12 protein-coding genes are annotated in these 21,106 nt (G+C 72.3%); 5 read left to right on the top strand and 7 right to left on the bottom strand.

The window, feature by feature from the left end:
* The first annotated feature begins 268 nt into the window (after positions 1 to 268).
* Together FHX40_RS25760 and FHX40_RS09990 are read left to right on the top strand one after the other, a co-directional pair.
* Positions 269 to 5,269 (top strand): WD40 domain-containing protein, encoded by a 5,001-nt coding sequence (locus FHX40_RS25760; RefSeq protein ID WP_142259347.1) that lies wholly within the window; start codon positions 269 to 271, stop codon positions 5,267 to 5,269.
* A gap of 5 nt (positions 5,270 to 5,274) precedes the next feature.
* Positions 5,275 to 6,078, top strand: a complete 804-nt coding sequence (locus FHX40_RS09990) for an SLATT domain-containing protein (RefSeq protein ID WP_142259346.1) — start codon at positions 5,275 to 5,277, stop codon at positions 6,076 to 6,078.
* 421 nt (positions 6,079 to 6,499) lie between these two features.
* Here the strand turns inward: FHX40_RS09990 and FHX40_RS09985 are convergent, their stop codons facing one another.
* Together FHX40_RS09985 and FHX40_RS09980 are read right to left on the bottom strand one after the other, a co-directional pair.
* Entirely contained in the window at positions 6,500 to 7,324 is an 825-nt protein-coding gene (locus tag FHX40_RS09985; protein ID WP_142259345.1) for a class I SAM-dependent methyltransferase, read from the bottom strand.
* A 65-nt stretch (positions 7,325 to 7,389) separates the two neighbouring features.
* Entirely contained in the window at positions 7,390 to 9,642 is a 2,253-nt protein-coding gene (locus tag FHX40_RS09980) for a molybdopterin-dependent oxidoreductase (protein ID WP_142259344.1), read from the bottom strand.
* A gap of 186 nt (positions 9,643 to 9,828) precedes the next feature.
* Here FHX40_RS09980 and FHX40_RS09975 point away from each other — a divergent pair, with 186 nt between their 5' ends.
* Positions 9,829 to 10,074 carry an HGxxPAAW family protein gene (locus FHX40_RS09975; RefSeq protein ID WP_142259343.1) on the top strand — a complete coding sequence of 82 codons (246 nt, stop codon included), beginning with the start codon at positions 9,829 to 9,831 and terminating at the stop codon, positions 10,072 to 10,074.
* 764 nt (positions 10,075 to 10,838) lie between these two features.
* Here the strand turns inward: FHX40_RS09975 and FHX40_RS09970 are convergent.
* From FHX40_RS09970 to FHX40_RS09950, 5 genes are all read right to left on the bottom strand, one after another.
* Positions 10,839 to 11,870, bottom strand: a complete 1,032-nt coding sequence (locus FHX40_RS09970) for a GNAT family N-acetyltransferase (protein ID WP_142259342.1) — start codon at positions 11,868 to 11,870, stop codon at positions 10,839 to 10,841.
* 398 nt (positions 11,871 to 12,268) lie between these two features.
* Entirely contained in the window at positions 12,269 to 13,702 is a 1,434-nt protein-coding gene (locus FHX40_RS09965) for a serine/threonine-protein kinase (RefSeq protein WP_142259341.1), read from the bottom strand.
* Positions 13,703 to 13,796: 94 nt separating this feature from the next.
* Positions 13,797 to 15,107, bottom strand: coding sequence for a protein kinase domain-containing protein (locus FHX40_RS09960; protein WP_142259340.1), 1,311 nt, complete (start codon positions 15,105 to 15,107; stop codon positions 13,797 to 13,799).
* Positions 15,104 to 16,597, bottom strand: a complete 1,494-nt coding sequence (locus FHX40_RS09955; protein ID WP_142259339.1) for a serine/threonine-protein kinase — start codon at positions 16,595 to 16,597, stop codon at positions 15,104 to 15,106. Before FHX40_RS09955 ends, FHX40_RS09960 begins: the two co-directional genes overlap by 4 nt.
* A 1-nt stretch (position 16,598) precedes the next feature.
* Positions 16,599 to 18,206, bottom strand: a complete 1,608-nt coding sequence (locus tag FHX40_RS09950; protein WP_189136302.1) for a serine/threonine-protein kinase — start codon at positions 18,204 to 18,206, stop codon at positions 16,599 to 16,601.
* A 177-nt stretch (positions 18,207 to 18,383) separates the two neighbouring features.
* Between FHX40_RS09950 and FHX40_RS09945 the strand changes: the two genes are divergently transcribed.
* Together FHX40_RS09945 and FHX40_RS09940 are read left to right on the top strand one after the other, a co-directional pair.
* The gene (locus FHX40_RS09945) at positions 18,384 to 20,021 is read left to right on the top strand and encodes an amidohydrolase (protein ID WP_229789186.1); all 1,638 of its coding nucleotides are present in this window, start codon (positions 18,384 to 18,386) and stop codon (positions 20,019 to 20,021) included.
* A gap of 177 nt (positions 20,022 to 20,198) precedes the next feature.
* Positions 20,199 to 21,077: a hypothetical protein gene (locus FHX40_RS09940; RefSeq protein ID WP_229789184.1), complete on the top strand. Its 879-nt coding sequence runs from the start codon at positions 20,199 to 20,201 to the stop codon at positions 21,075 to 21,077.
* Positions 21,078 to 21,106 lie beyond the last annotated feature (29 nt).

The raw sequence follows: 21,106 nt of genomic DNA, 5'->3' as shown, positions 1-21,106 counted from the left end.
CGCACATGGCTGCCGGACAGCATTCCGTTCTCCCCACGGACCGTGGCCGAAAGCCGCCAGACGCCGCGGACACCCATCTCCCACTTAAATCATCGGGCCGGCCCGCAGGCAGGGGCCGCAATCACATTTGCGACATAACAAAAACGACCAGCCATTCACCGAGGAACCACCCTTGAGCCGTTCCAAGGCATAGGATTCCCTTGCTTTCACCTTCTGTTGATTATGTGAATACCTGCGACGTCACTCGGATCGGGAACAGGGAGGGTCGGTGTCCGGCAGGACATCCATTACTATCCTGCACATTTCGGACACTCAGTTCGGCGCGAAACACCGTTTCGGGAACGAAGGCCTGACTGCGGGCGACCGCCGTCTTTCCCGTCTGGTCAGCCGCCTTCTCGAGGACATCGCCCTCCTACGCCGCACGCACGGCCTGGAACCCGACCTGATCGTCACGTCCGGAGACCTCGCCGAGACCGGCTCGCGATCCGAGTTCCAGCAGGTGCGCGACTTCCTGGCGGAGCTGGCGGCAGGGCTGGGCCTCGGCCGGAACCGCGTGGTCATGGTGCCCGGCAACCACGACATCAACTGGCGAAAGTGCGAGGCCTACTTCCTCAACTGTGAGGCCGACGAGACTGAGCCGGTCCCGCCCTACTGGCCCAAGCTGGAGCACTACGCCGCCATGTTCGCCGAGTTCTATGCCGGCGTGCGCGGCGTGAGCTTCCCGAAGGACCAGCCGTGGACGCTGTTCGAGATGCCGGAGATCAAGACGGTGGTCGCCGGCCTCAACTCGACCATCGCCGAAAGCCATCGGCCGGAGGACCACTACGGCTACTGCGGCGACGAACAGCTCTACTGGTTCGCGGACCGGCTAAGCGCCCGGGCCGCCGACGGCTGGCTGCGCATCGGAGCGCTCCACCACAATCCGGTAATCCTCGACCGGAACGACAGCGCCTTCTTACGCGATCACGACCGGCTGGCCGAACTGGTCGCACCGCATCTCAATCTCATCCTCCACGGCCATACGCACGCCGGAAAGCTCTGCTCCTTCAGCCCCGACGGCGTACCCGTGCTGTGTGCGGGCAGCGCCGGAGTCCGCCAGGACGCCCGGCCGGACGACGTGCCCAACCAGTACCAGCTCGTGCAGGTGACGGCCGGCGGTGTCCGCGTGTACGCGCGCCGGTACAACCCGGAGCGTCGCCGCTGGGAGGGCGACACAAGCGTCGGACGCCGCCCGGACGAGTGGATCCGCGACATCAATAAGCCGCTCGAGAACGTGCACGCCGTGTTCGGCGGCGGGGAGGAGCACAACGAGGACCCTCTCCGGAAGATCGCCTACGACCGGGAGGTAGTGCACCGACGTCCCGATGACCTGCTCGCCAAGGTACGGCGCGTATGCGAGATCCGATACGGACAGGAATGCGTCGACGAGGTGGAGATCCGTGTCGACCGGCCTATTCGCTACCTTCGGATCACGCAGCCGGGCCCGCCGGTCTCCCAGTATCCGGTGGGGGTGCACGAGGGGGAGATTTCGCAGGACGTCATCGACGGCTTCACCCGCCACGTGCACGATCGTTACCGCGCCGGTGACCCAGGGCTACGTTCCTTTCTGGTCTACGAGGGCGAGCCGGCCCCGGACGAGTTGAAGGTGCAGGCCAATCTCCGCGGCATCGTCCTGCAGCCGCTGATCGAGTTCCAAGGGCTCTACGATCTACGACCGTACGCCCGACGGCAGGCCGAGGAGCTGGCCAAGAGCGACATCTATCCGTCCGAGCTGTACGTCCCCCAGCGGTTCCGCCTGATCTCGCCGCGTCGTCCCGGAGCCGCGGAGACGCCCGGCAAGGATCTGCTGACCCAGATCCAGGAGTGGGTCGCCGACTACGACGGCCGGTTCATCGTCGTGCTCGGCGACTTCGGCCACGGAAAGACGTTCCTCCTGCGCGAGCTGGCCAGGCGCATACATGAAGAGGAGCGGCCTCCGGTCATCCCGGTGTTCATCCAGTTGCGTCATCTGGAAAAGGCACACTCCTTCGAGGAGATCCTCGCCGCCCACTTCGCCAAGTCAGGAGAGGAGGAGATCAGGTTCCCTCTGCTCCGGAACCTCATCTCCGAAGGCCGGGTGCTTCTCCTGTTCGACGGCTTCGACGAGCTGGCCCTACGCATAACCTACGCGAAAGCCGCCCAGCACCTGAGCAGCCTGGTCGGCGCCGCGAAGGGCCGTGCGAAGGTGGTGCTGACCAGCAGGACCCAGTACTTCTTGCCGGACCACGAGGTGGAGACCGCCCTGGCGTCGCAGTTGAGCGACATGCCGGGGCGTCGCCTCGTGAAGATCCAGGAGTTCGGCGACGACCAGATCCTCGAATTTCTCACCAGGCTCTACAAGGGCGACGACACGCGGGCGCGGGCCACATTCGAACTGCTCGGCGACGTGCGCGACCTGCTGGGGCTCTCCCGCAACCCACGGATGCTCAGCTTCATCGCCCGGCTCGACGAGAACCGGCTCAGGCGCATCCGCGACCGTGAGGGGGAGATCAGCGCCGCCGTTCTCTATCGCGAACTCCTCGAATGGTGGCTCGGTTACGAGTACGAGCGGGCACAGCCGGACGGAGCGCCCCCCGCTCTCACCGAGAAGGAACGATGGGAGGCCGTCACCAAGCTCGCGCTTCTCCTGTGGGAGACCGGTGAGGAGACGCTCGGACTCGCCGAGCTGGGCGATGTCTCAGCCAAGGCGCTGCGTAACCTCGCCGACCGGCAGATCACCCCGGACCAGGCGGCGCACATGATCGGCTCGGGCACGCTCCTGGTCCGGGTGGAATACGAGCGTTTCAAGTTCGTTCATCAGTCGATACTCGAATGGCTGGTGGCGAACCATGTGGCGGAGCGGTTCCGCGCGGGAGACAACGATCCGGCCCAGCTCAAGTCGGCGGCAGTGTCCGACCTGATGACGGACTTCCTCGCCACGCTTGCAGGACCGCAGACGGTCGAGCACTGGGCGAGGCGCACGCTCTGGTCGGACCCGGGTTCCACCACGGAGACCGCCAAGAGGAACGCCCTGTTCATGCTGCGACGTCTGGGGCTCCCCCTTCAACCGGGCGACTCGAAGGGGGACGTGCCGCGCCCGCTGCAACTGACCGGGGTGAATTTGCGCCACGCCGACCTCGCCGCAGCTGATCTCCGAAGGGCCATCCTGAGAAAGGCCGACCTTCGCGACGCACGACTGGATGGCGCGGATCTTTCCGGAGCGGACCTACGAGAGGCTGACCTGTCCGGTGCTCGCCTCATCGGTGCCGATCTCCGAGGAGCGGTAACCAGGGGATCACGCTGGCGATGTGCTTCGCTGGTCGGTGCCGAGACGAACGCGGAATTTCGACAGGTAGACACCTTCGGCGCCGCTCTCCCCGGCCACATCACCCCCGTGCTTCAAACCTCCCCGCCTGCGAAGGTCAGCTATATGACTAGTGCCTGGCACCCTAAGGGCACCCACCTGGCCACCGGAAGTGCCGACGGCACCGTGCACATCTGGGACGCGACCACCGGCACACCCCTGCACACCCTCACCGGCCACACCCGCAACGTTTGGTCGGTCGCCTGGCACCCCGACGGCACCCGCCTGGCCACCGCAGGCGACGACCGCACCGTCCGCATCTGGGACGCGACCACCGGCACACCCCTGCACACCCTCACCGGCCACACCCGCAACGTTTGGTCGGTCGCCTGGCACCCCGAGGGCACCCGCCTGGCCACCGCAGGCGACGACCGCACCGTCCGCATCTGGGACGCGGCCACCGGCACACCCCTGCACACCCTCACCGGCCACACCTCCTGGGTCCGTTCGGTCGCCTGGCACCCCGACGGCACCCGCCTGGCCACCGCAGGCGACGACCGCACCGTCCGCATCTGGGACGCGGCCACCGGCACACCCCTGCACACCCTCACCGGCCACAGCGACATCGTCCGTTCGGTCGCCTGGCACCCCGAGGGCACCCGCCTGGCCACCGCAGGTGCAGACGGCGCCGTCCGCATCTGGGACGCGGCCACCGGCACACCCCTGCACACCCTCACCGGCCACACCTCCTGGGTCCGTTCGGTCGCCTGGCACCCCGACGGCACCCGCCTGGCCACCGCAGGTACAGACGGCGCCGTCCGCATCTGGGACGCGGCCACCGGCACACCCCTGCACACCCTCACCGGCCACACCCGCAACGTTTGGTCGGTCGCCTGGCACCCCGAGGGCACCCGCCTGGCCACCGCGGGTACAGACGGCGCCGTCCGCATCTGGGACGCGGCCACCGGCACACCCCTGCACACCCTCACCGGCCACAGCGACATCGTCCGTTCGGTCGCCTGGCACCCCGACGGCACCCGCCTGGCCACCGCAGGCGACGACTGCACCGCCCGCATCTGGGACGCGGCCACCGGCACACCCCTGCACACCCTCACCGGCCACACCCGCAACGTTTGGTCGGTCGCCTGGCACCCCGACAGCACCCGCCTGGCCACCGCAGGTGCAGACGGCGCCGTCCGCATCTGGGACGCGGCCACCGGCACACCCCTGCACACCCTCACCGGCCACACCTCCCGGGTCCGTTCGGTCGCCTGGCACCCCGACGGCACCCGCCTGGCCACCGCAGGTACAGACGGCGCCGTCCGCATCTGGGACGCGGCCACCGGCACACCCCTGCACACCCTCACCGGCCACACCCGCAACGTTTGGTCGGTCGCCTGGCACCCCGACGGGACCCGCCTGGCCACCGCGGGTACAGACGGCGCCGTCCGCATCTGGGACGCGGCCACCGGCACACCCCTGCACACCCTCACCGGCCACAGCGACATCGTCCGTTCGGTCGCCTGGCACCCCGACGGCACCCGCCTGGCCACCGCAGGCGACGACCGCACCGCCCGCATCTTGGACGCGACCACCGGCACACCCCTGCACACCCTCACCGGCCACACCTCCTGGGTCCACTCGGTCGCCTGGCACCCCAACGGCACCCACCTAGCCACTGCAAGCGCCGACGGCGCGATAGGAATCTGGGATACGCGTGACTACACCTGCCTAGGGCGGATCCTTCCGCTTCCGCAGGGTGCAGCGGTGTTCAGTGCGGACGGCCTGACCTACAAGTTCGAGGGTGACCCGGCCGGGCGTTTCTGGTGGGCGATCAATCTCTGTGTCTTCGCGCCGGGTGAGCTCGACCCCTACATCCCGGAGCTGCGGCGGGTTCCCTTCGATACACCGCTCAGCGAGATGTCCCGTGCCCGCCAGGAGGATTGATCGGCATGACGACGAAGGAGCATGACGAGCGGTCCGGCCGGAGCGGTACGGCGGAGGCGGCCGGGCGGTGGCCGGATGCATCGCCCGTCTCGCCGCCGGATCACGCTCCAGCTGCGCCGGCCACCGGGCCGGATGGTTCCGCCGCCGGGGCCGCCCCGCGGCCAACGGACGACGGATCACAGCCGCGGACGCCTGCTCGTTGGCGTCTGTGGGGCGGGAAGGTCGGGGGCGATCTCAAGGCGCGGCCGTTTCCGTTGCTGACGCCTGAGGAGTGGCGGCGGCCGCGTGAGGCGTTGCGGCGGATGTACCTGGACGCGGAGCGGCGGGCGATCGAGGCCTACGACTGGTACATGCGGGACCGGGTGCGGAAGCGGGCGGCCAGCCGGGCGTTGCGGGTGGCGGCGATCGTGCTCGGGGCGGCGGGCGGGTTGCAGCCGTTGGTCAATCTGGCCGGGTCGGGGCCAGGGCTGGGGTGGGGGTACGTGTTGCTCGCCTCGGCCGGGGTGTGCCTGGCGATCGATCATTTCCTTGGGCTGTCCTCGCGGTGGATGCGGGACATGATCACGGCTCAGCGGATCCACCAGCGGCTGCAGCGGTTCCAGCTCGATTGGGCGGCGTTGGAGGCGGTCGAGGCGGGTTCGGGGGGCGACGAGGACGCGCAGGTCGCCCATCTGCAGGAGTATCTCGATCTGTTGCGGGGGTTCAGCGAGGACATCTCCACGATCCTGATCGAGGAGACCTCGGAGTGGATCAACGAGTTCCAGAGCGGGCTGGTGCTGCTTCAGCAGACTCGGTCCGGCCAGAACTAGCGCCACGGCCGGCACAGGTGTGTGGCGCCGGCCTTCGGCTTCCGGACCACACGCCGCAGGGCGTAGGCGCATGGGATCCAGGTACCGGTCAGCGGCGGCCGACCGGTCATCGAGGTCACCAGCCGTGGGCGAGCACGCGCGCATGCCCCTGCGGCCGCGAAGGCGCGTGGTCGTCTGGCGAGGGTGGGATCCGGCGAAAGAGGAAGCCGACCGCCACCATACGAGTCGAGACGGGCCACTCCCCTGCCGCTTCAAGCCGGGAGCGCCGGCGACCTCGCCCGCACCGGGCGATCGCTGTGCGAGAACGTCGTCCCGGCCGCCGGTACGAGGCGCTAAAGCCTTCGTGAGCACTGAGCGGCGGTCACGACCGTGGAGGCGTACGGAACGGGACCAGGGCATCGTGATCGTGGAAGTGGCGAGATCAGGCGGGGACCCGGGCGGTCAGCAGCGGGTGAGGGCTGAGGCCGAGCAGGGACGGTTCGGACTCGATGGCGCGGGCGGCGGGGTCGTCCCAGCGCTCGGTGAGCGGGTACAGCCGGCCGGCCATGCCCTCCACGCCGACGAGCTCGACGACGTCGAGGCCGGCGTCGTGGCATTCGGCGCGCAGTTCGTCCGGGTGGTGGAAGTAGGCGGTGGTGAACCAGCTCGGGTGGTTGCCGGGGTTGTGGTGCCAGCCGGTGCGCAGGTCGGTTTCGACGATCTCGCGGAAGCCGGGCTCGAGGAGGAAGCCCTGGGCGAGGCCGTCGAAGAGGGACGCGAAGCGGTTGATCGCCGCGACGAAGGCGAGGCCGCCGGGCCGTACGGCGCGGCGTGCCTCGCGCAGGGCGGTGAGGCGGTCCTCGCGTTCGGTGAGGTGGTAGAGCGGGCCGAGGAGCAGTGCCGCGTCGAAGGCGTCGTCGGCGACCGGGAGTTCGCGGGCGTCGCCGAGCCGCGCGGTGACGGCGAGCCCGTCCTCGGCGAGCCGGGCGGCCGCCACGTGCTCGGGTACGACGTCGAGCAGCTCGCCCCGGTTTCCGTCGGCGGCGAGCCAGGCGGCGTGCGCGCCGGTGCCGCCGCCGATGTCGAGCAGGTTCGCGGGCGGCCGGGGCAGGTGGCGGCGCAGGATCTCCTGGGTGCGGGTCGGCTCCAGCCTGCCGGGGCCGGTGGTGATGCGGTCCGTCTCGCCGAGCAGGCGGTAGTAGGCGAGGTCTCCTCCGGTAAGTCCCTCACCTCCTCGACGCTGGAGGAGGGGCGAGCCGACCCGCACCTGGATTTCCGGCCGGTACCGCGCTCCACCCGGCCGGACGGCGACCGGCTCGCCCCTCCGGGGTGTCAGCGCACCGCTTCGACGCGGGCCGGGACGTGCTTGTGCCACGGGGTGCCCGCGTACGGGTCGCGGTCCTCGGCGCGGGTGAGCTCGTTCGGCGGGGCGCCGGTGAGGACGAGGTCGCCGGAGGCGTCCGGGTAGTGCAGGCCGAGGCCGTTCGGGAGGGTGATGTGGCCCGGCCGGACGGTGTCGGTGAGCTCGGCGACGGCGTGGACGGAGCCGCGGCGGGTGGTGACGCGGACGGTGTCGCCGGTGGCGATGCCGAGGTCGGCCGCGTCCTTGGGGTTGATGCGCAGGACGCCGGAGGCGTCGCGGCGGCGCCAGGCGGGGTCACGGATGATCGTGTTGGCGGTGAAGGCGCGACGTTCCCCGGCCGACAGCACGAAGGGGTACGCCGGGTCGGCGGGCGGGCCGTCCCCGAGGGCGGCGATCTCGGCGAGCAGCTCGGGGATGGCGAGGTGGATGCGGCCGTCGGGGGTGCCGACGCGCCGCAGGCCGTCGCCGGGCGCGTCGACCGCGTACACCACGCCGTTGGGGCTGTCCAGGATCGCGTCGAAGAGGTTCTCGCCCAGTTCGAGGCCCTCGCCGGGGATGCCGGCGCGCCGTACCGCATCAGGATGCTTGGCGGCGACCCTGTGGGCGAGGGCCCAGAGCGAGGCCGCGGCGGCGGCGCCGTGCGGCAGGGTGGGGCCGAGGGTGCGGTAGAGGACGACCGGGGCGATCCGGGCGAGGGCCTGGTCGGCGGTGATGGCCTGGAAGAACGCCTGGGCGAAGGCGGCCCGGCCCTGGGCCGCCGCCTCACGCAGCGGCGTCAGGTCGGGCACGGCGCCGATCGCCTCGCAGAGGCGGGCGTAGATCTCGGGCTCGGGCAGCAGGTCGGAGCCGGGCGGCGGGTCGAGCACCGGGCGGCGCAGGTGGAAGTGGTTCGCCGGGGCCTCCAGGTTGAAGAACGTGGCCTCCCACTTCTCGAACTGGCTGGGGGCGGGCAGCACGTAGTCGGCGAGCCGGGCGGTCTCGGTCATCGCGACGTCGATGACCACGAGCAGGTCGAGGGCGCGCAGGGCCTCGCGCATGCGCGGGGAGTCGGCGAGCGAGTGGGCCGGGTTCGACGACTCGACGATCATCACCCGGTAGCGCGCCGGATGGTCGGTGAGGATCTCGTCGGCGATGACGTTGCACGGCACGAGGCCGGAGATGATGCGCGCGCCGACGACCGGGCTGAACCGGTCCCCCTTGCCCCGCCAGTGGGACGGGTTGTGCAGCGGCGCGAGCATGATCGGCGGGGTGTTGGTGCCGACCCGGCCGAAGTTGCCGGTCAGCACGTAGATGAGGGTGTCGAGGTAGCTGTTCACCGTGGAGTGCAGGGTCATCTGCACGCCCAGGTCCTCGTGCACCGCGACGCTCTCGGCCGCGGCGATGCGCCGCGCGGTACGGCGCACCAGCTCCTCGGGCACGCCGGCGATCTCGGCGTACCGGGCGATCGGCACCTTGCCGAGCACGGCGGTCACCTCGTCGAGCCCGACGGCGTGCTCGGCGAGCCAGTCGCGGGCGATGAGGTCCTCCTGGACGAGGGTCCCGGCGAGAGCGGCGAGCAGCCAGGCGTCCGTGCCGGGGCGGGGCGCCAGGTGGATGTCGGCGATCTCGGCCGTCTCGGTACGGCGCGGGTCGATCACGATGAGGCAGCGGGACGGGTCGCGGGAGATCTGCCGCAGGGTGGGCCGGGCGCGCGGGATGCCGTGCGACTGCCAGGGGTTCTTGCCGATGAACAGCGCCACCTCACAGTGCTCGAAGTCGCCGGTGGCGTAGTCGCCGAACATGCGGTCGTTCACCCAGAACAGGCCGGTCTTCTCCTGGGCGAGCGGGTTGGACCGGTACCGCGCGCCGAGCGCCCGCATCAGCGCCCCGCCGTACGAGCCGCCGAGGTGGTTCCCCTGCCCGCCGCCGCCGAAGTAGAAGATCGTCTCCCCGCCCGCGGCCTCGCGGATCGCGAGCAGCCGCTCGGCGACCTCGGCGATCGCGGTGTCCCAGTCGACGCGCTCGAAGGTGCCGTCGGCGCGTCGCCGCAGCGGGTGGATGAGCCGGTCCGCGCCGTTCTGGTAGTGGTCGAGCCGCAGCGGCTTCTCGCACGTGTAGCCCTTCGAGCCCGGATGCCGCTTGTCGCCCCGGATCCGGGCGAGCCGCCTGCCCTCCACCTGCACCTCGAGGCCGCAGTTGCTCGCGCACAGCACGCACGCCGTCGGCCGCCACCCATCGCCCATCCGAGACCTCCCCAGTTCGAGCTGGATTCGATTTTCGAACTCAGAGTACGGCACGGCGGCCGATCTGTCCGCCCCTTTGTCGCGGCCCGCTGGGAGCAGGGCGGGGAACGGGGCGGTGAGCGGCTGGCATACCATGACTCCCGATCGCCGCTGGAAGGCCTGTAAGCCCTTAACGAGGAAGGCACAATGAGCGAGCAGAACCAGAGCCACGCAGGTCGGTTGAAGTCGTGGATCGCGGTCAGCGTGATCTTCGTTGGGTTCCTGATCGGTGGCTACGCGTTGACCGCCGGGCCGAACTGGGGCCTGTTCTGGATCGGCGGTATCGGCCTGTGCGTCGTGGGCGGCATCATGGCCCTGGTCTTCGACGTCTACAGCGACGTCATCCTGGACAAGCCGCGTAGCGTGCCGACCCAGCCGGTCAAGTCGCGCTGACCCGGTTTCCGGCCGCCCAGCGGCCAGCATGATCCGGTGACGGGCCGGACGCGTGGTACGTGCGCCGGCGGGCCTCGATCGGCCTCGCGGCCCGCCCCGGCCGGTACCCGAAGAGGCCCGTCCCTCTCCTCACCGGACGGCGCCGAGGCATCGCTCGGCGCCGGTTCCAACGCCGCGGTATGGCGGGACTCCACGGCGGCGACGGGTTCCGCCTCCCGCTTTTCGGCAGGTCGTCCGGCCTGTACGGCGTCTCGCCCACCTGGCGTGCGGTGATCGTGGAGCCGCCCGAGCGCGCGTGATCACCAAGCGGCCTGGCGTTGCGTCACGAGAGACCAGGGCACCACGGGGCGGAGTAATGCCTCGCGCCGATCACTTGATCCACGGCCTACGGACGACATGGCCGTAACAGCATCGTCGCCGTCATCGGCGCCGTTCACGGCAACGGCATCGCCCATTGCGCGTACCCGCTCACGTCCCGCGCGTCATCCTTCACCAGGGCGTGCCGACGTGGGCCGACGCTCGTTCCGCACGTCGACCCGCAACCGGCCGAATCTCGGACGGCTTCGCCGCGGCCGCCCGACGCCGATCACGCTCGAGCGCGGATCAAAAGCTTTCGATCACGAACCCGCCCGCGCCACGGCTCCTTCGCCATCCGCTTCAGGGTTCGCCGTGGCCGTCCCCTCGGGCCGCCGCCGCGTCCGGCGGCCCGGAACGGAAAAGCCGCGGCTCCCGGCGACGTCGCCGGCGCCGGGAGCCGTGCACGGTCAGCGCACCGCGGCGGACCGCACCCCGACGGGGATGCGGGCGTCGATGAGCCCCGGGTCGTCGGTGTACGCCAGGGTGGCGCCGAACGAGACGAGCAGGCGGCGCATGCGGGCGTTGTCGGAGAGCATGTTCGCCTTCACCTCGGCAAGGCCGAGGTCACGGGCGGTCTGCAGGAGCATGTCCATGAGGAGCCGGCCGAGGCCGCGGCCCTGCCAGCGGTCCTCGACGAGCAGGGTGATCTCCCCGATGCCCGGCTCGGAGGTGAACGCGAGCTCGGCGAGCGCCACCACGCGGCCGTCGTGGCCCACCACGAACGACCGGCCCCGGCTGCGGTCGCACATCCGCTCGAAGTAGCCCGGCGGCAGGGTGGGCGAGGCGACGAAGTACCGGTTGCGGCGGGTCTCCGGCGAGCAGCGCTCGTGCAGGTCGCGCACCGCCTCGCGGTACATCATGGTGAGCGGCCGCACGGTCACCTCGGTGCCGTCGGCGAGCTTGATCGACCGCTCGCTGCCCCGGGTCTCCTCGGCGGGCGGCTGGGCGAGCCGGACCAGCGCGGCGGCGCGGGCGGCCTCGGTGAGCGTGAACGGCAGGCCGCTGCGGCGCAGCCGTACCGCGCGGCGGGGCGCGACCGGCACCGTGAGCAGCGTCGGGTCGGGCAGGTCGCTGATCTCGGCGCCGTAGACCCAGCGGGCGTCGTCGGCGCGGAGCAGTTCGCCGAGGAGTTCGGGGAGCCGCCACGGCGTCGCCCGCAGCCGGGCGGCGATCAGCAGCGCCCGGGTCGGTTCGTCGGTGAGCTCGTGCGCGGTGGCCGGCACCACCTGTACGCGACGCCCGCCGGCCTCCTCCAGCGCGGTCCGCACGGCCTCCGGCGACGCGGGGATGTCGGCGATGAACTCGTCCACCGTGCCGTCGCTGTCGGGCTGCACGCTCAGGCCGAGGATGTTCCCGTCCTTGGCGGCGATGGCGGCGGCGAGGCTGGCGAGCCGGCCCGGTCGTTCGTCAACGGTCGTGCGAATCCTCAAGAACCCCATGGCTGGTGAACACTCCCTCCGTTCGCGGACAAGCCTGCCGGACCGGTGTTACGCGACTGCTACACATGAGTGATCACACCGTTTCATGGTGAAAAGTGACGGATTGCACTCTTTGCCGCGATTTCCCTTGTCATCGACGGAGGGCGTGACGGATTCGGTGGCTCGCCGTACCGAAGGAGCCGGGATTCCGCATGCCTGCGGTCTCGCCGCTGGCGGCGTCCTGTCACAGGGGTCGGCCGTCGCCGGCCGGGAGGACATGGGCCGCGGCACCGGTACGGCGAGCCCGGAGGCCCGTCCCGGCGAGGCTTGGTCGTCGGCCCGCCGTACGGCAGGCGGCGGGCGGGTGGGCTCGTCCCGAGTGGGCCTGCGCAGGAGAAAGCGTCCCGCCGCGGGGCCGGTCACTCGGCGTGGCGGCGAAGGCCGTCGATGACGGCGCGGGTGACGCGCTCCGCGCCCTGGGCGATCGAGCCGTCGGGGTCGATGCCCACCGACCGGCCGTACTCGACCGTGATCACCACGTTGCTGAGGCGGACCCGGTAGCCCACCCGGTACTCGCGCGTCGCGGAACGGGTCACCCTGGTGAACGTGAAGGCCTCGTGGCCGAGGCCGGTCACGTCGCGGATCTCGTCGACCAGCCGCGCGTCGAGGCGCCGGTCGTACGCGAAGCCGCGCTTGGCCTCGCGCTCGCTCTCATCCCGTTCCAGGTTGATCGACAGCCTGCCGCGGGCGTTGTCCCGTACCTGGTAGTCGCTGTACCAGCCGCACATGCGGGTGTTCTGCACGCCGCTCGGCGGGTTCGTCCGGGCCTCGGGGACGAGTTCGCTCACCAGGTCGGCGGGGACGAGGTCGCACGCGTTGCCGGGGAGCGTCGCGAACGGGCCCACGGCGAGCTCGGTGGTAACGGCCTCCTGCGGCTCCCGCCTGGGCAGGACGTCGGCCGGGACGAGGAGCGCGGCGGCGGCGCCGAGCACGGCGGCGCCCGCGAGCCCGGGGACGAGGCTCTGCAGCCGCACCCGGCGGGCGCCGGGCCGCCCCGGGCTCGTGATCACCGGATCGGTCGGCAGGTCGCTGATCGCCCGGGTCGGGACGTCGTGGGTGGGCGCCCCGGCCGTGTTCTGCAGGACGGTGAGGATCGTGGCCGGATGCGGGCGGCGCGCCGGGTCGGGGGCGAGCAGGTCGCGCAGCAGCGCGGTGAACGGGTCGGCAGGCTCGAGCGCGATCCCCTCCCGTACGGCCTCCGCCGTCGCGGCCGGGGTGGCGTGCACGAACGGCGGCGTGCCCATCGCCGCCGTGTACAGCACGGCGCCGAGCGACCACAGGTCCGCGGCCGGGGACGGGGCGTCGGGCGCGGTGAAGCCCGGCAGCCTGCCGAAGGTCTCGGCGGCCAGCGACGGGATGCCGAAGTCGGTCACCCACGCCCGGCCGTCGGCCGCGAGCAGCACGTTGCCGGGGTGCAGGTTGCCGTGCACGATGCCGCGCTCGTGTGCGTACGTCAGCGCGGCCAGCACCGGCAGGCCGATCGACGCCGCCGCGGCCGGGCCGAGGGCGCCGCGCCGGTGCACCTCCGCGCGCAGCGACCGGCCCGGGACCGCCTGGGACAGCACCCACACCGCGCCGCCGTCCGCGACCACCTCGAACACGGGGTTGATCGACGGGTGCCCGCCGCCGAGCGCCAACGCCTCCTGTCGGATCCGCTCCAGGGGCGTGTCGGCGGGGGGCGTCAGCCGCTTGCCCGCGACCTGCATGCCGGTGGCGTGGTCGAGGACGAGCAGCGTGCGGCCCGGCGCCCCCGGCCCGAACGGCCCGAGCGGCCGGATCCGTGCGCCGCTCATCCCGCGCCTCCCGCGGGCAGGCCGTACCCGCGCGGACGGGCCGCCGCCCCTGCCCGGGCGGGGTGCGCACGCTCACCGAAGCGCACGGGCGCCGTCACGCCTCCCCCGCGAGCTCCGCCGCCACGGTGCGCGCCGCGCTCATCGCGGCGTTCCGCATCTCCCGCGTGACCTGGGTCTGGTCGGTCCGCACCTCCACCTGGATCGTCAAGGTATTGATGCGCAGCCACACGGTGCTCGTCGCGGTCGGGATGACCGTCAGCGAGCCGTCCTGGGCGAACCCCTCGTCCCCGAGACGCACGTCGCGGACGCGGCTCGTGCCGCCCCCTTCGATCGCGTTGACGCCCGCCTTCGCCTCCTGGCGCTTGCGGAGCGCGGCGAAGATCTGGCGCGCGGTCGCCACGTCGGGGTGGGTCTTGATGGTGACGGATGCCTCGCCCACCTGAACCGAACACGTGTTGGGGGATTCGGCCGACCGCCTGCGGTTCGGCCCGAGGCGCGTGCAGGGATCGGCCGGTCGTGTGGGGCTGGGCCGGGCCGACCTGGCGGCGGCCGCCGCGGCGGTGGGCGACGGCTCCGGCTCCGGGGCCCGGTCGAGGACATTCGGCAGGGCGATCGCCCCCGCCGCCGCGACGGCGAGCGCCGCCCCGGCGATCACGATGAACGGCTTCCGGTCCCGCGGTGTCGGCCGCCCGCTCGGCACGGTCTCCGGGCCGGTGTCCGTGACCAGGGCGCGGGCGAACGGCACGGCGGCGGACGAGGCCGCCGCGGCGAAGGCGGCGCGGATCGCGGCCACGTCGTGCGGGCCGTACAGGAGCGCGTGGATCGGCTGGGCGAGCGGCCCCGGGCTCGGCGGGCCGGTCTCCGGGGTGCGCGCCTCGGTGGCGAAGAGCAGGGTCGCGCCCAGCGCCCGCAGGTCGTCGGCGGGGTCGGCGGGCCGCCCGTCCACGGGGGCGAGGCCGAACCCGGCGAGCAGGATGTCGCCGGTGTCGGCGACGAGCACGTTCGCCGGGACGACCCCGCGATGCGCCCGGCCCTTGGCATGGATCACGCCGAGGGCGTTGAGCACCCGCATGCCGATCTCGGCCGCGTGGGTGGGCGACACCGGGCCCGCCGCCCCGACGATCCGGTCGAGCGAGCGGCCCCGGACGTAGTCGGCGATCACCCACGCCTCGCCGTTCTCGACGAGCACGTCGTGCATCGTGACCAGGGCCGGATGGCTGATCACGGCGGCCGCCCGCGGCTCGGCCAGCACGTGCTCGACCGCCTCGGGCGGGCCCGCGGGCAGCGGAATGCGGGTGACCGCGACGTCGCGATGGAGCACGGTGTCGCGGGCGAGCCAGGTACGGCCCGCCGAGCCGAGCGCCTCCACCAGCGTGTACCGCCCGGCCAGGACCATTCCGTTCATCGGCGCAACGCCTCCACGATCGACTTGGCCGCCGCCACGGCCTGGTCGCGCATCGAATCGTCGGCGACCTCGCGCTCCAGCGACAGCTCCGCCACCAGATTGCTCACCCTTAACACGATCGTCACCTTATGACGGGAGAACTCCGCCTCGGTGACGGACCAGATGATCGCCTCGTCGCCCACCCCGGGCAGGTCGGCCACCACCTTCCCGCCCCCGCGGCCGTAGAGGCGGTCGGCCTCCTGACGGCGGGCGTCGAGCGTGTCGGCGGCGAGCGGCACCTCGACCCCGGTCCGCGTCGGCTCCTGCAGGTCGAGCTTGATGTCGAGCTTGGGGTAGAGGCCGCTGCCGGTAGGGCTCCACCAGCATCTGGCCGTTCCGTCGGCGTAGGTCTGCGCCCTCGGCACCACCTTGGCGACCTGTGCTTCGGTGAGCAGGCCGCACGCCCGCGGCAGCGCGGCGAACCGGCCGGGCTCCCAGGTGGGCGACGGGCTCGCCGGCGCGCCGGGGGACGCGGGCGACGCCACCGGGTCCGCGGCGGCGGGCGTGCCCGTGGCGATCCGTGGCACCAGTACGGCGGTCGCCCCCAGCAGCGCGGCGGCGGCCAGCGAGCCCACCGCCACCGGCACCGACACCGCCCCCTTGGGCGCGGGCACGCCCACGCCGTCGGGGTGGGTGTCCGGCGGGTGCAGCCCCTGGGCCACCGCCTCCAGCCGGTCCCGGAACTCGGCGGCCGACGGGCGCCGGTTCGGATCGCGGTCCAGGACCGTGGCAAGGACCGGCCACAGCGGGCTCGACGAGGGGGCGGGCGGCTCGGTGAGCACGGCGCCGATCGTGGCCAGGGCGGTCTCCCGCTCGTACGGCCCCCGCCCCTCCACGGCGGTGTAGATCGTGGCGGCGAGCGACCAGAGGTCCGATGCGGGCCCGGCGGCCTCGCCCGGGGTCCCCAGCAGGCATTCGGGCGCGGTGTACCCGGGGGTGCCGACCGGCGTGCCCGGCTGCGCGCCGGCGAGCACGGCGATGCCGAAGTCGGACAGCACCACCCGCCCGTCGCCGGTGATCAGCACGTTCGCGGGCTTCACATCCCGGTGGAGCACCCCGGCCGCGTGCGCCGCCTCGAGCGCCGAGAGCACGGCCAGGCCGATCCGCGCGGCACTGTCCGGGGGCAGCGGCCCGTTCTCCCGGATGATCCGGTCGAGCGAGTGGCCGGGCACGAGCTCCATGACGATCGACGGGTCGCCACCGTCCTCGACGACCACGTCGTGCACGGCCACGATCGACGGATGCCGCAGCATGGCGGCGGTGCGGGCCTCGGCCATCGCCCGCTCGCGCAGCTCGTCGCGCTCCTCCGGGCCGATCTCGGGCGCGAGCCGTACCCGCTTGAGCGCCACCTGGCGGCCGAGGCTCTCGTCGCGGCAGCGCCACACCACGCCCATGCCGCCCTCGCCGATCGGCTCGATCAGCCGGTACCGTCCGCCGATGAGCTCGGTCATGTCACTTCCCGGCGAGCCGCTCGGCGGCGGCCCGGGCGAGTTCGAGGGTGGTCTGGCGGATCCGGCCGGCCCGGGCGGGGGTCAGGTCGGCGTACTCCGCCTCCACGATCAGGTTGCTCACCCGGAACATCACGACGCTGCTCACCTGGACGCCGGTGGCGTGGCTGTGCATGTCGTAGCCGAACGCCTCCTCCCCGATCCCGTCGACCGTCCGTACCGCGGTGCGGGTGAGCCGCATGAGCTTCCGCATGCCCAGCTCGGACCGTGCCCAGAGGATGTTGTCCGACGGCCCCAGCTGGTTCCTCCGGTTCACCAGCTTCTCGTGCGCCTCCTCCGGGAACGCCTCCCAGTACTCCTTGTCGCTGATCTTCAAAGGCTCGAGTGTGAACGTGGCGCGGCCGGTGGTCCAATGACAGCCGTCACCGTCCTGGGCCTTGCGCGGGCCGCCGGGGATGGCCCGGCCGACCTGCGCGTCGGTGAGCAGCGTGCAGAAGTCGACGGGGACGGTGAACTTGGCCTGCCCGACCGTCGGCGTGACGCGCGGTACCGGGGAGGCGCTCGTCGGCGACGCCTGCGCGGTCGTCGGCGCCGCGGCCACCGTGGACGGCTCGGGGCGGTCGCGGACCGTGCCGTACCAGGCGAGGGCGGCGACCAGGGCGACCCCGGCGACCCCGCTCACCACCGCGACGCCTCTCCCCCGCCCGCCGCGCGGCCGGCTCGGCAACGTGGCGGGCGGCCGCGCCGGTACGGCCGGCCGGGGCGACGGCGGCGGGAGCCGTACCTGCCCGCCGTCGGCGACGGTACGCAGCAGCCGGGCCGCGGTCTCCGTGTCCGGACGCTCGGCGGGGTCCCGGGCGAGCATGCGCAGCAGCACCGACCCGAGCGCCGCGCCCGCCCGCTCCGGCGGCGACGCCTCCTGGGTGAGCACCCGGTGCAGCACGGCGATCGGCGTCGCCGCGTGGAACGGCGGCCGCCCCTCCACGGCGGCGTACAGCGTGGCTCCCAGCGACCACACGTCCGACAGCGGCCCGCCCTTGTCCCCGAGCACCCGCTCGGGCGGGATGTACCCGGGGGAGCCGACGAGCGCCCCCGACCGGGTGATCGTCACCTGCCCCTCCACCCGGGCGATGCCGAAGTCGGTGAGCACGGTGCGCCCGTCCTCGCACAGGAACACGTTGGCGGGCTTGACGTCCCGGTGCTGGATGCCCTGCGCGTGCGCGGCCGCGAGCGCCCCGAGCAGCTCCACGCCGAGCCGCGCCACCCGCTCCGGCGGCAGCGCCTCACCGTCCCGGAGCAGATCCTGGAGGCTGCGGCCGCGCAGCAGCTCCATCACGATCCACGGACGGCCCTGCTCGGTCACCACGTCGTGCACGCTCACGATCGAGGGATGCCGCAGCCGCCCGGCCGCCTGCGCCTCCCGGACCATGCGCGCGAAGATCTCCTCCCGGTCGCCCTCGTCGATCGCCGGGGGCAGGATCACCTCCTTGACCGCGACGTCCCGCCCCAGCACCTCGTCGTGGGCCACCCACACGGCGCCCATACCGCCCTTGCCGAGCAGCCGTACCAGGCGATACCGTCCAGCGATCCGCGAGTCAGGCCGACCGAGCATGGCACCGATGCTATTGGGCCGATTGTGACTTGGGTGCGATACTCGGGCACTCGGGATGATCGCCACGCGAGGCCTCGGGACCATCCGCAACCCCGTCCCGGCCGCGGACCGTGTACGTCGGTGCGCGGACGCCGGGGCGGCCCGCCGGACGAGAGGGAGGACCACACCTTGACGGACGTGCTGTTTCGCGGTGGTCGCGTGTTCGCCCCGTCCGGCCCGGATGCCCCGGCGGCCGGGCCGTTCGAGGGGGCGGTCCTGGTGCGCGGCGGCCGCATCGCCGCCGTGGGCCCCGAGGAGGACGTGGTACGGCGGGCCCGCGAGGCGGGCGCGAGCCGTACCGAGACGGTGGACCTCGCGGGCGGGCTGCTCGTGCCGGGCTTCGTGGACGCCCACGTCCACCCGGTGCACGCGGGCCTGGACCGGGCCGCCTGCGATCTGTCCGAGGCCGGCGACCTGGCGGGCTACCAGGAGCGGGTGCGGGCGTACGCGGCGGCGCACCCGGACCGGGAGTGGATCACCGGCGGCGGCTGGGACATGTCGGCGTTCCCCGGCGGCCTGCCGCACCGCAGCCACCTCGACTTCGTCGGCCGCCCCGTCTACCTGGTGCAGTCCGATCTCCACGCGGCCTGGGTGAACGGCCGCGCGCTCGAGCTCGCGGGCATCGACCGGAACACCCCCGACCCGCCCGACGGCCGCATCGAACGCGACCCGGACGGCACCCCGAGCGGCGTGCTGCACGAGGGGGCGATGGACCTGGTCGGCCGCCTCACCCCGCGCCCCACCGAGCGGGACCTGATCGACGCCCTCCTCGAGGCGCAGCGGTACCTGTTCTCCCTCGGCGTCACCGGCTGGCAGGACGCGATCGTCGGCCCGTACGCGGGCGTGGACGACCAGCTGCCCGCCTACCTGTCCGCGGCGGGCTCGGGCGCGCTCCGGGCCAAGGTCGTCGGCGCGTTGTGGTGGGACCGGAGCCGCGGGGCCGAGCAGATCGAGGAGCTGAAGGAGCGCCGCGCCAGTGCCGAGGGCCTGCCGGCGTTCCGCGCGACCAGCGTGAAGATCATGCAGGACGGCATTCCGGAGAACTTCACCGCCGCCGTGCTCGAGCCGTACTGCGGCCGGGGCGGCGAACGCGGCCTGTCCTACGTCGACCCGGTGCTGCTCAAGGAGTACGTGGCCGCGCTCGACCGGGAGGGCTTCCAGATCCACTTCCACGCCATCGGCGAGCGCGCCGTACGCGAGGTCCTCGACGCCCTGGAGAACACCTCCCCCGCCAACCGCCACCACATCGCCCACCTGCAGATCGTCGAGCCATCCGACGTGCCGCGCCTCGCCGCCCTCGGCGTGACCGCGAACCTGCAGGCGCTGTGGGCCTGCCACGACCCGGAGATGGTCGAGCTGTGCATCCCCCACCTCGGCGAGGAGCGCGCCGCCTGGCAGTACCCCTTCGCCGACCTGGTACGGCACGGCACCCGCCTGGCCGCGGGCAGCGACTGGCCGGTCACCTCCGCCGACCCCTTCCAGGCGATGCACGTCGCCGTGAACCGCACCCTGCCGCCGGACGACCCCGACTACGCCACCCACCCGGCCGCCGCGACCCCGTTCCTCCCGCACCAGGCCCTCGACCTGGCCACGATCATGACCGCGTACACGGCGGGCTCCGCCTGGCTCAACCGCTCCGCCGCCGGGGTGATCGCCGAGGGCGCCCCGGCCGACCTCGCCGTCCTCGACCGGGACCCGTTCCGCCTGCCGCCCTCGGAGATCTACGCCACGAAGGTCGTGATGACCTTCGTCGACGGCGAGTGCGTCCACCAGTGACGGCGACGCCGCCGCGTGCCCGCACGGACTCGCTGCTTGTCCGATGCGTCGGGTGGCGGCGCAGCGGTCGGGGGCGACCGGCCGGCCACGGCTCTCCGGCCGACTGTAATCCAGATCACATCCTTCGGTATTCATTCGGCAAACACGAGTCGTGTTTGACCAATGACATTCGGTGACATGCCGTCACTGCTCCACGACACCATCAACCTCATATTCCGCGAGAACCCCGGCCTCGCCGTCGAACTCCTGCACGACCACCTCGGTGCCGACATCCCCGCGGATCAGCCGGTCCAGGTCGCCCCCGCCGATCTCAACGACCGCCCGTCGCGGGACATGCACCCCGACACGGTCCTCACCATCGGCCCCAGGCAGGAGCCCTGCCACGCCATCGTCCTCGAGGTCCAGCAGGACCTCACCGCAGGCAAACGCAACGCCCTGCCCCGCTACGCGGCCGCGCTGTGGCTCCGCCTGGACTGCCCGGTCACCGTCCTGGTCGTCTGCCCCGACCGCACCGTCGCCGACGGGTACCGCGCCCCCATCCGGACCACCCTTCCCGGGTACACCCACACACCGGTCGTCCTGGGGCCCGACCAGATCCCGGTCATCACCGACGCCCGGCAGGCCGCCACCGATCTTCCCCTGGCCACGCTGTCGGTGCCGGCCCACGGGGAGCATCGCCGGGTCGTCGAGGCGTTCGTCTCGGCGATCACGCACACGCCCGGCGATCACGCTACGCAGTACTATGAATACGCTCACGCTATCGTCTCGGCCCCCGTCAAGCGCCTGCTGGAGGAGAAGATGGCAACATCCGGAACCTGGATCGTCTCCAGCCCGTTCGCCAAGGAGCACTTCGGCAGAGGCCTGGAGCAGGGCAGAGCCGAGGGCGAGGTAAAGGGGGAGGCCAAGGCGGTGCTGGCCTTCCTTGAAGCGCGCGGCATCTCCGTCTCCGATGACGTGCGGAAGCGCATCGATCAGTGCACCGACCCGGAGGTACTCCTCACCTGGGCTCGCCGGGCCGCCACCGCCACCCGCGCCCACGACATCTTCGACGACTGATACGTCCGCGGCGAGATCACCGGGCGGGC

Source organism: Thermopolyspora flexuosa (assembly GCF_006716785.1).
GTDB lineage: Bacteria > Actinomycetota > Actinomycetes > Streptosporangiales > Streptosporangiaceae > Thermopolyspora > Thermopolyspora flexuosa.
This window is presented reverse-complemented; position numbering and strand designations above follow the sequence as displayed.

Excerpts from the sequence above, each read along its gene's own strand:
- FHX40_RS09960 (WP_142259340.1), bottom strand. The coding sequence starts at position 15,107 with ATGAACGGAATGGTCCTGGCCGGGCGGTACACGCTGGTGGAGGCGCTC.
- FHX40_RS09940 (WP_229789184.1), top strand. The coding sequence starts at position 20,199 with ATGCCGTCACTGCTCCACGACACCATCAACCTCATATTCCGCGAGAAC.
- FHX40_RS09955 (WP_142259339.1), bottom strand. The coding sequence starts at position 16,597 with ATGACCGAGCTCATCGGCGGACGGTACCGGCTGATCGAGCCGATCGGC.
- FHX40_RS09975 (WP_142259343.1), top strand. The coding sequence starts at position 9,829 with ATGAGCGAGCAGAACCAGAGCCACGCAGGTCGGTTGAAGTCGTGGATC.
- FHX40_RS09950 (WP_189136302.1), bottom strand. The coding sequence starts at position 18,206 with ATGCTCGGTCGGCCTGACTCGCGGATCGCTGGACGGTATCGCCTGGTA.
- FHX40_RS09990 (WP_142259346.1), top strand. The coding sequence starts at position 5,275 with ATGACGACGAAGGAGCATGACGAGCGGTCCGGCCGGAGCGGTACGGCG.
- FHX40_RS09970 (WP_142259342.1), bottom strand. The coding sequence starts at position 11,870 with ATGGGGTTCTTGAGGATTCGCACGACCGTTGACGAACGACCGGGCCGG.
- FHX40_RS09980 (WP_142259344.1), bottom strand. The coding sequence starts at position 9,642 with ATGGGCGATGGGTGGCGGCCGACGGCGTGCGTGCTGTGCGCGAGCAAC.
- FHX40_RS09965 (WP_142259341.1), bottom strand. The coding sequence starts at position 13,702 with ATGAGCGGCGCACGGATCCGGCCGCTCGGGCCGTTCGGGCCGGGGGCG.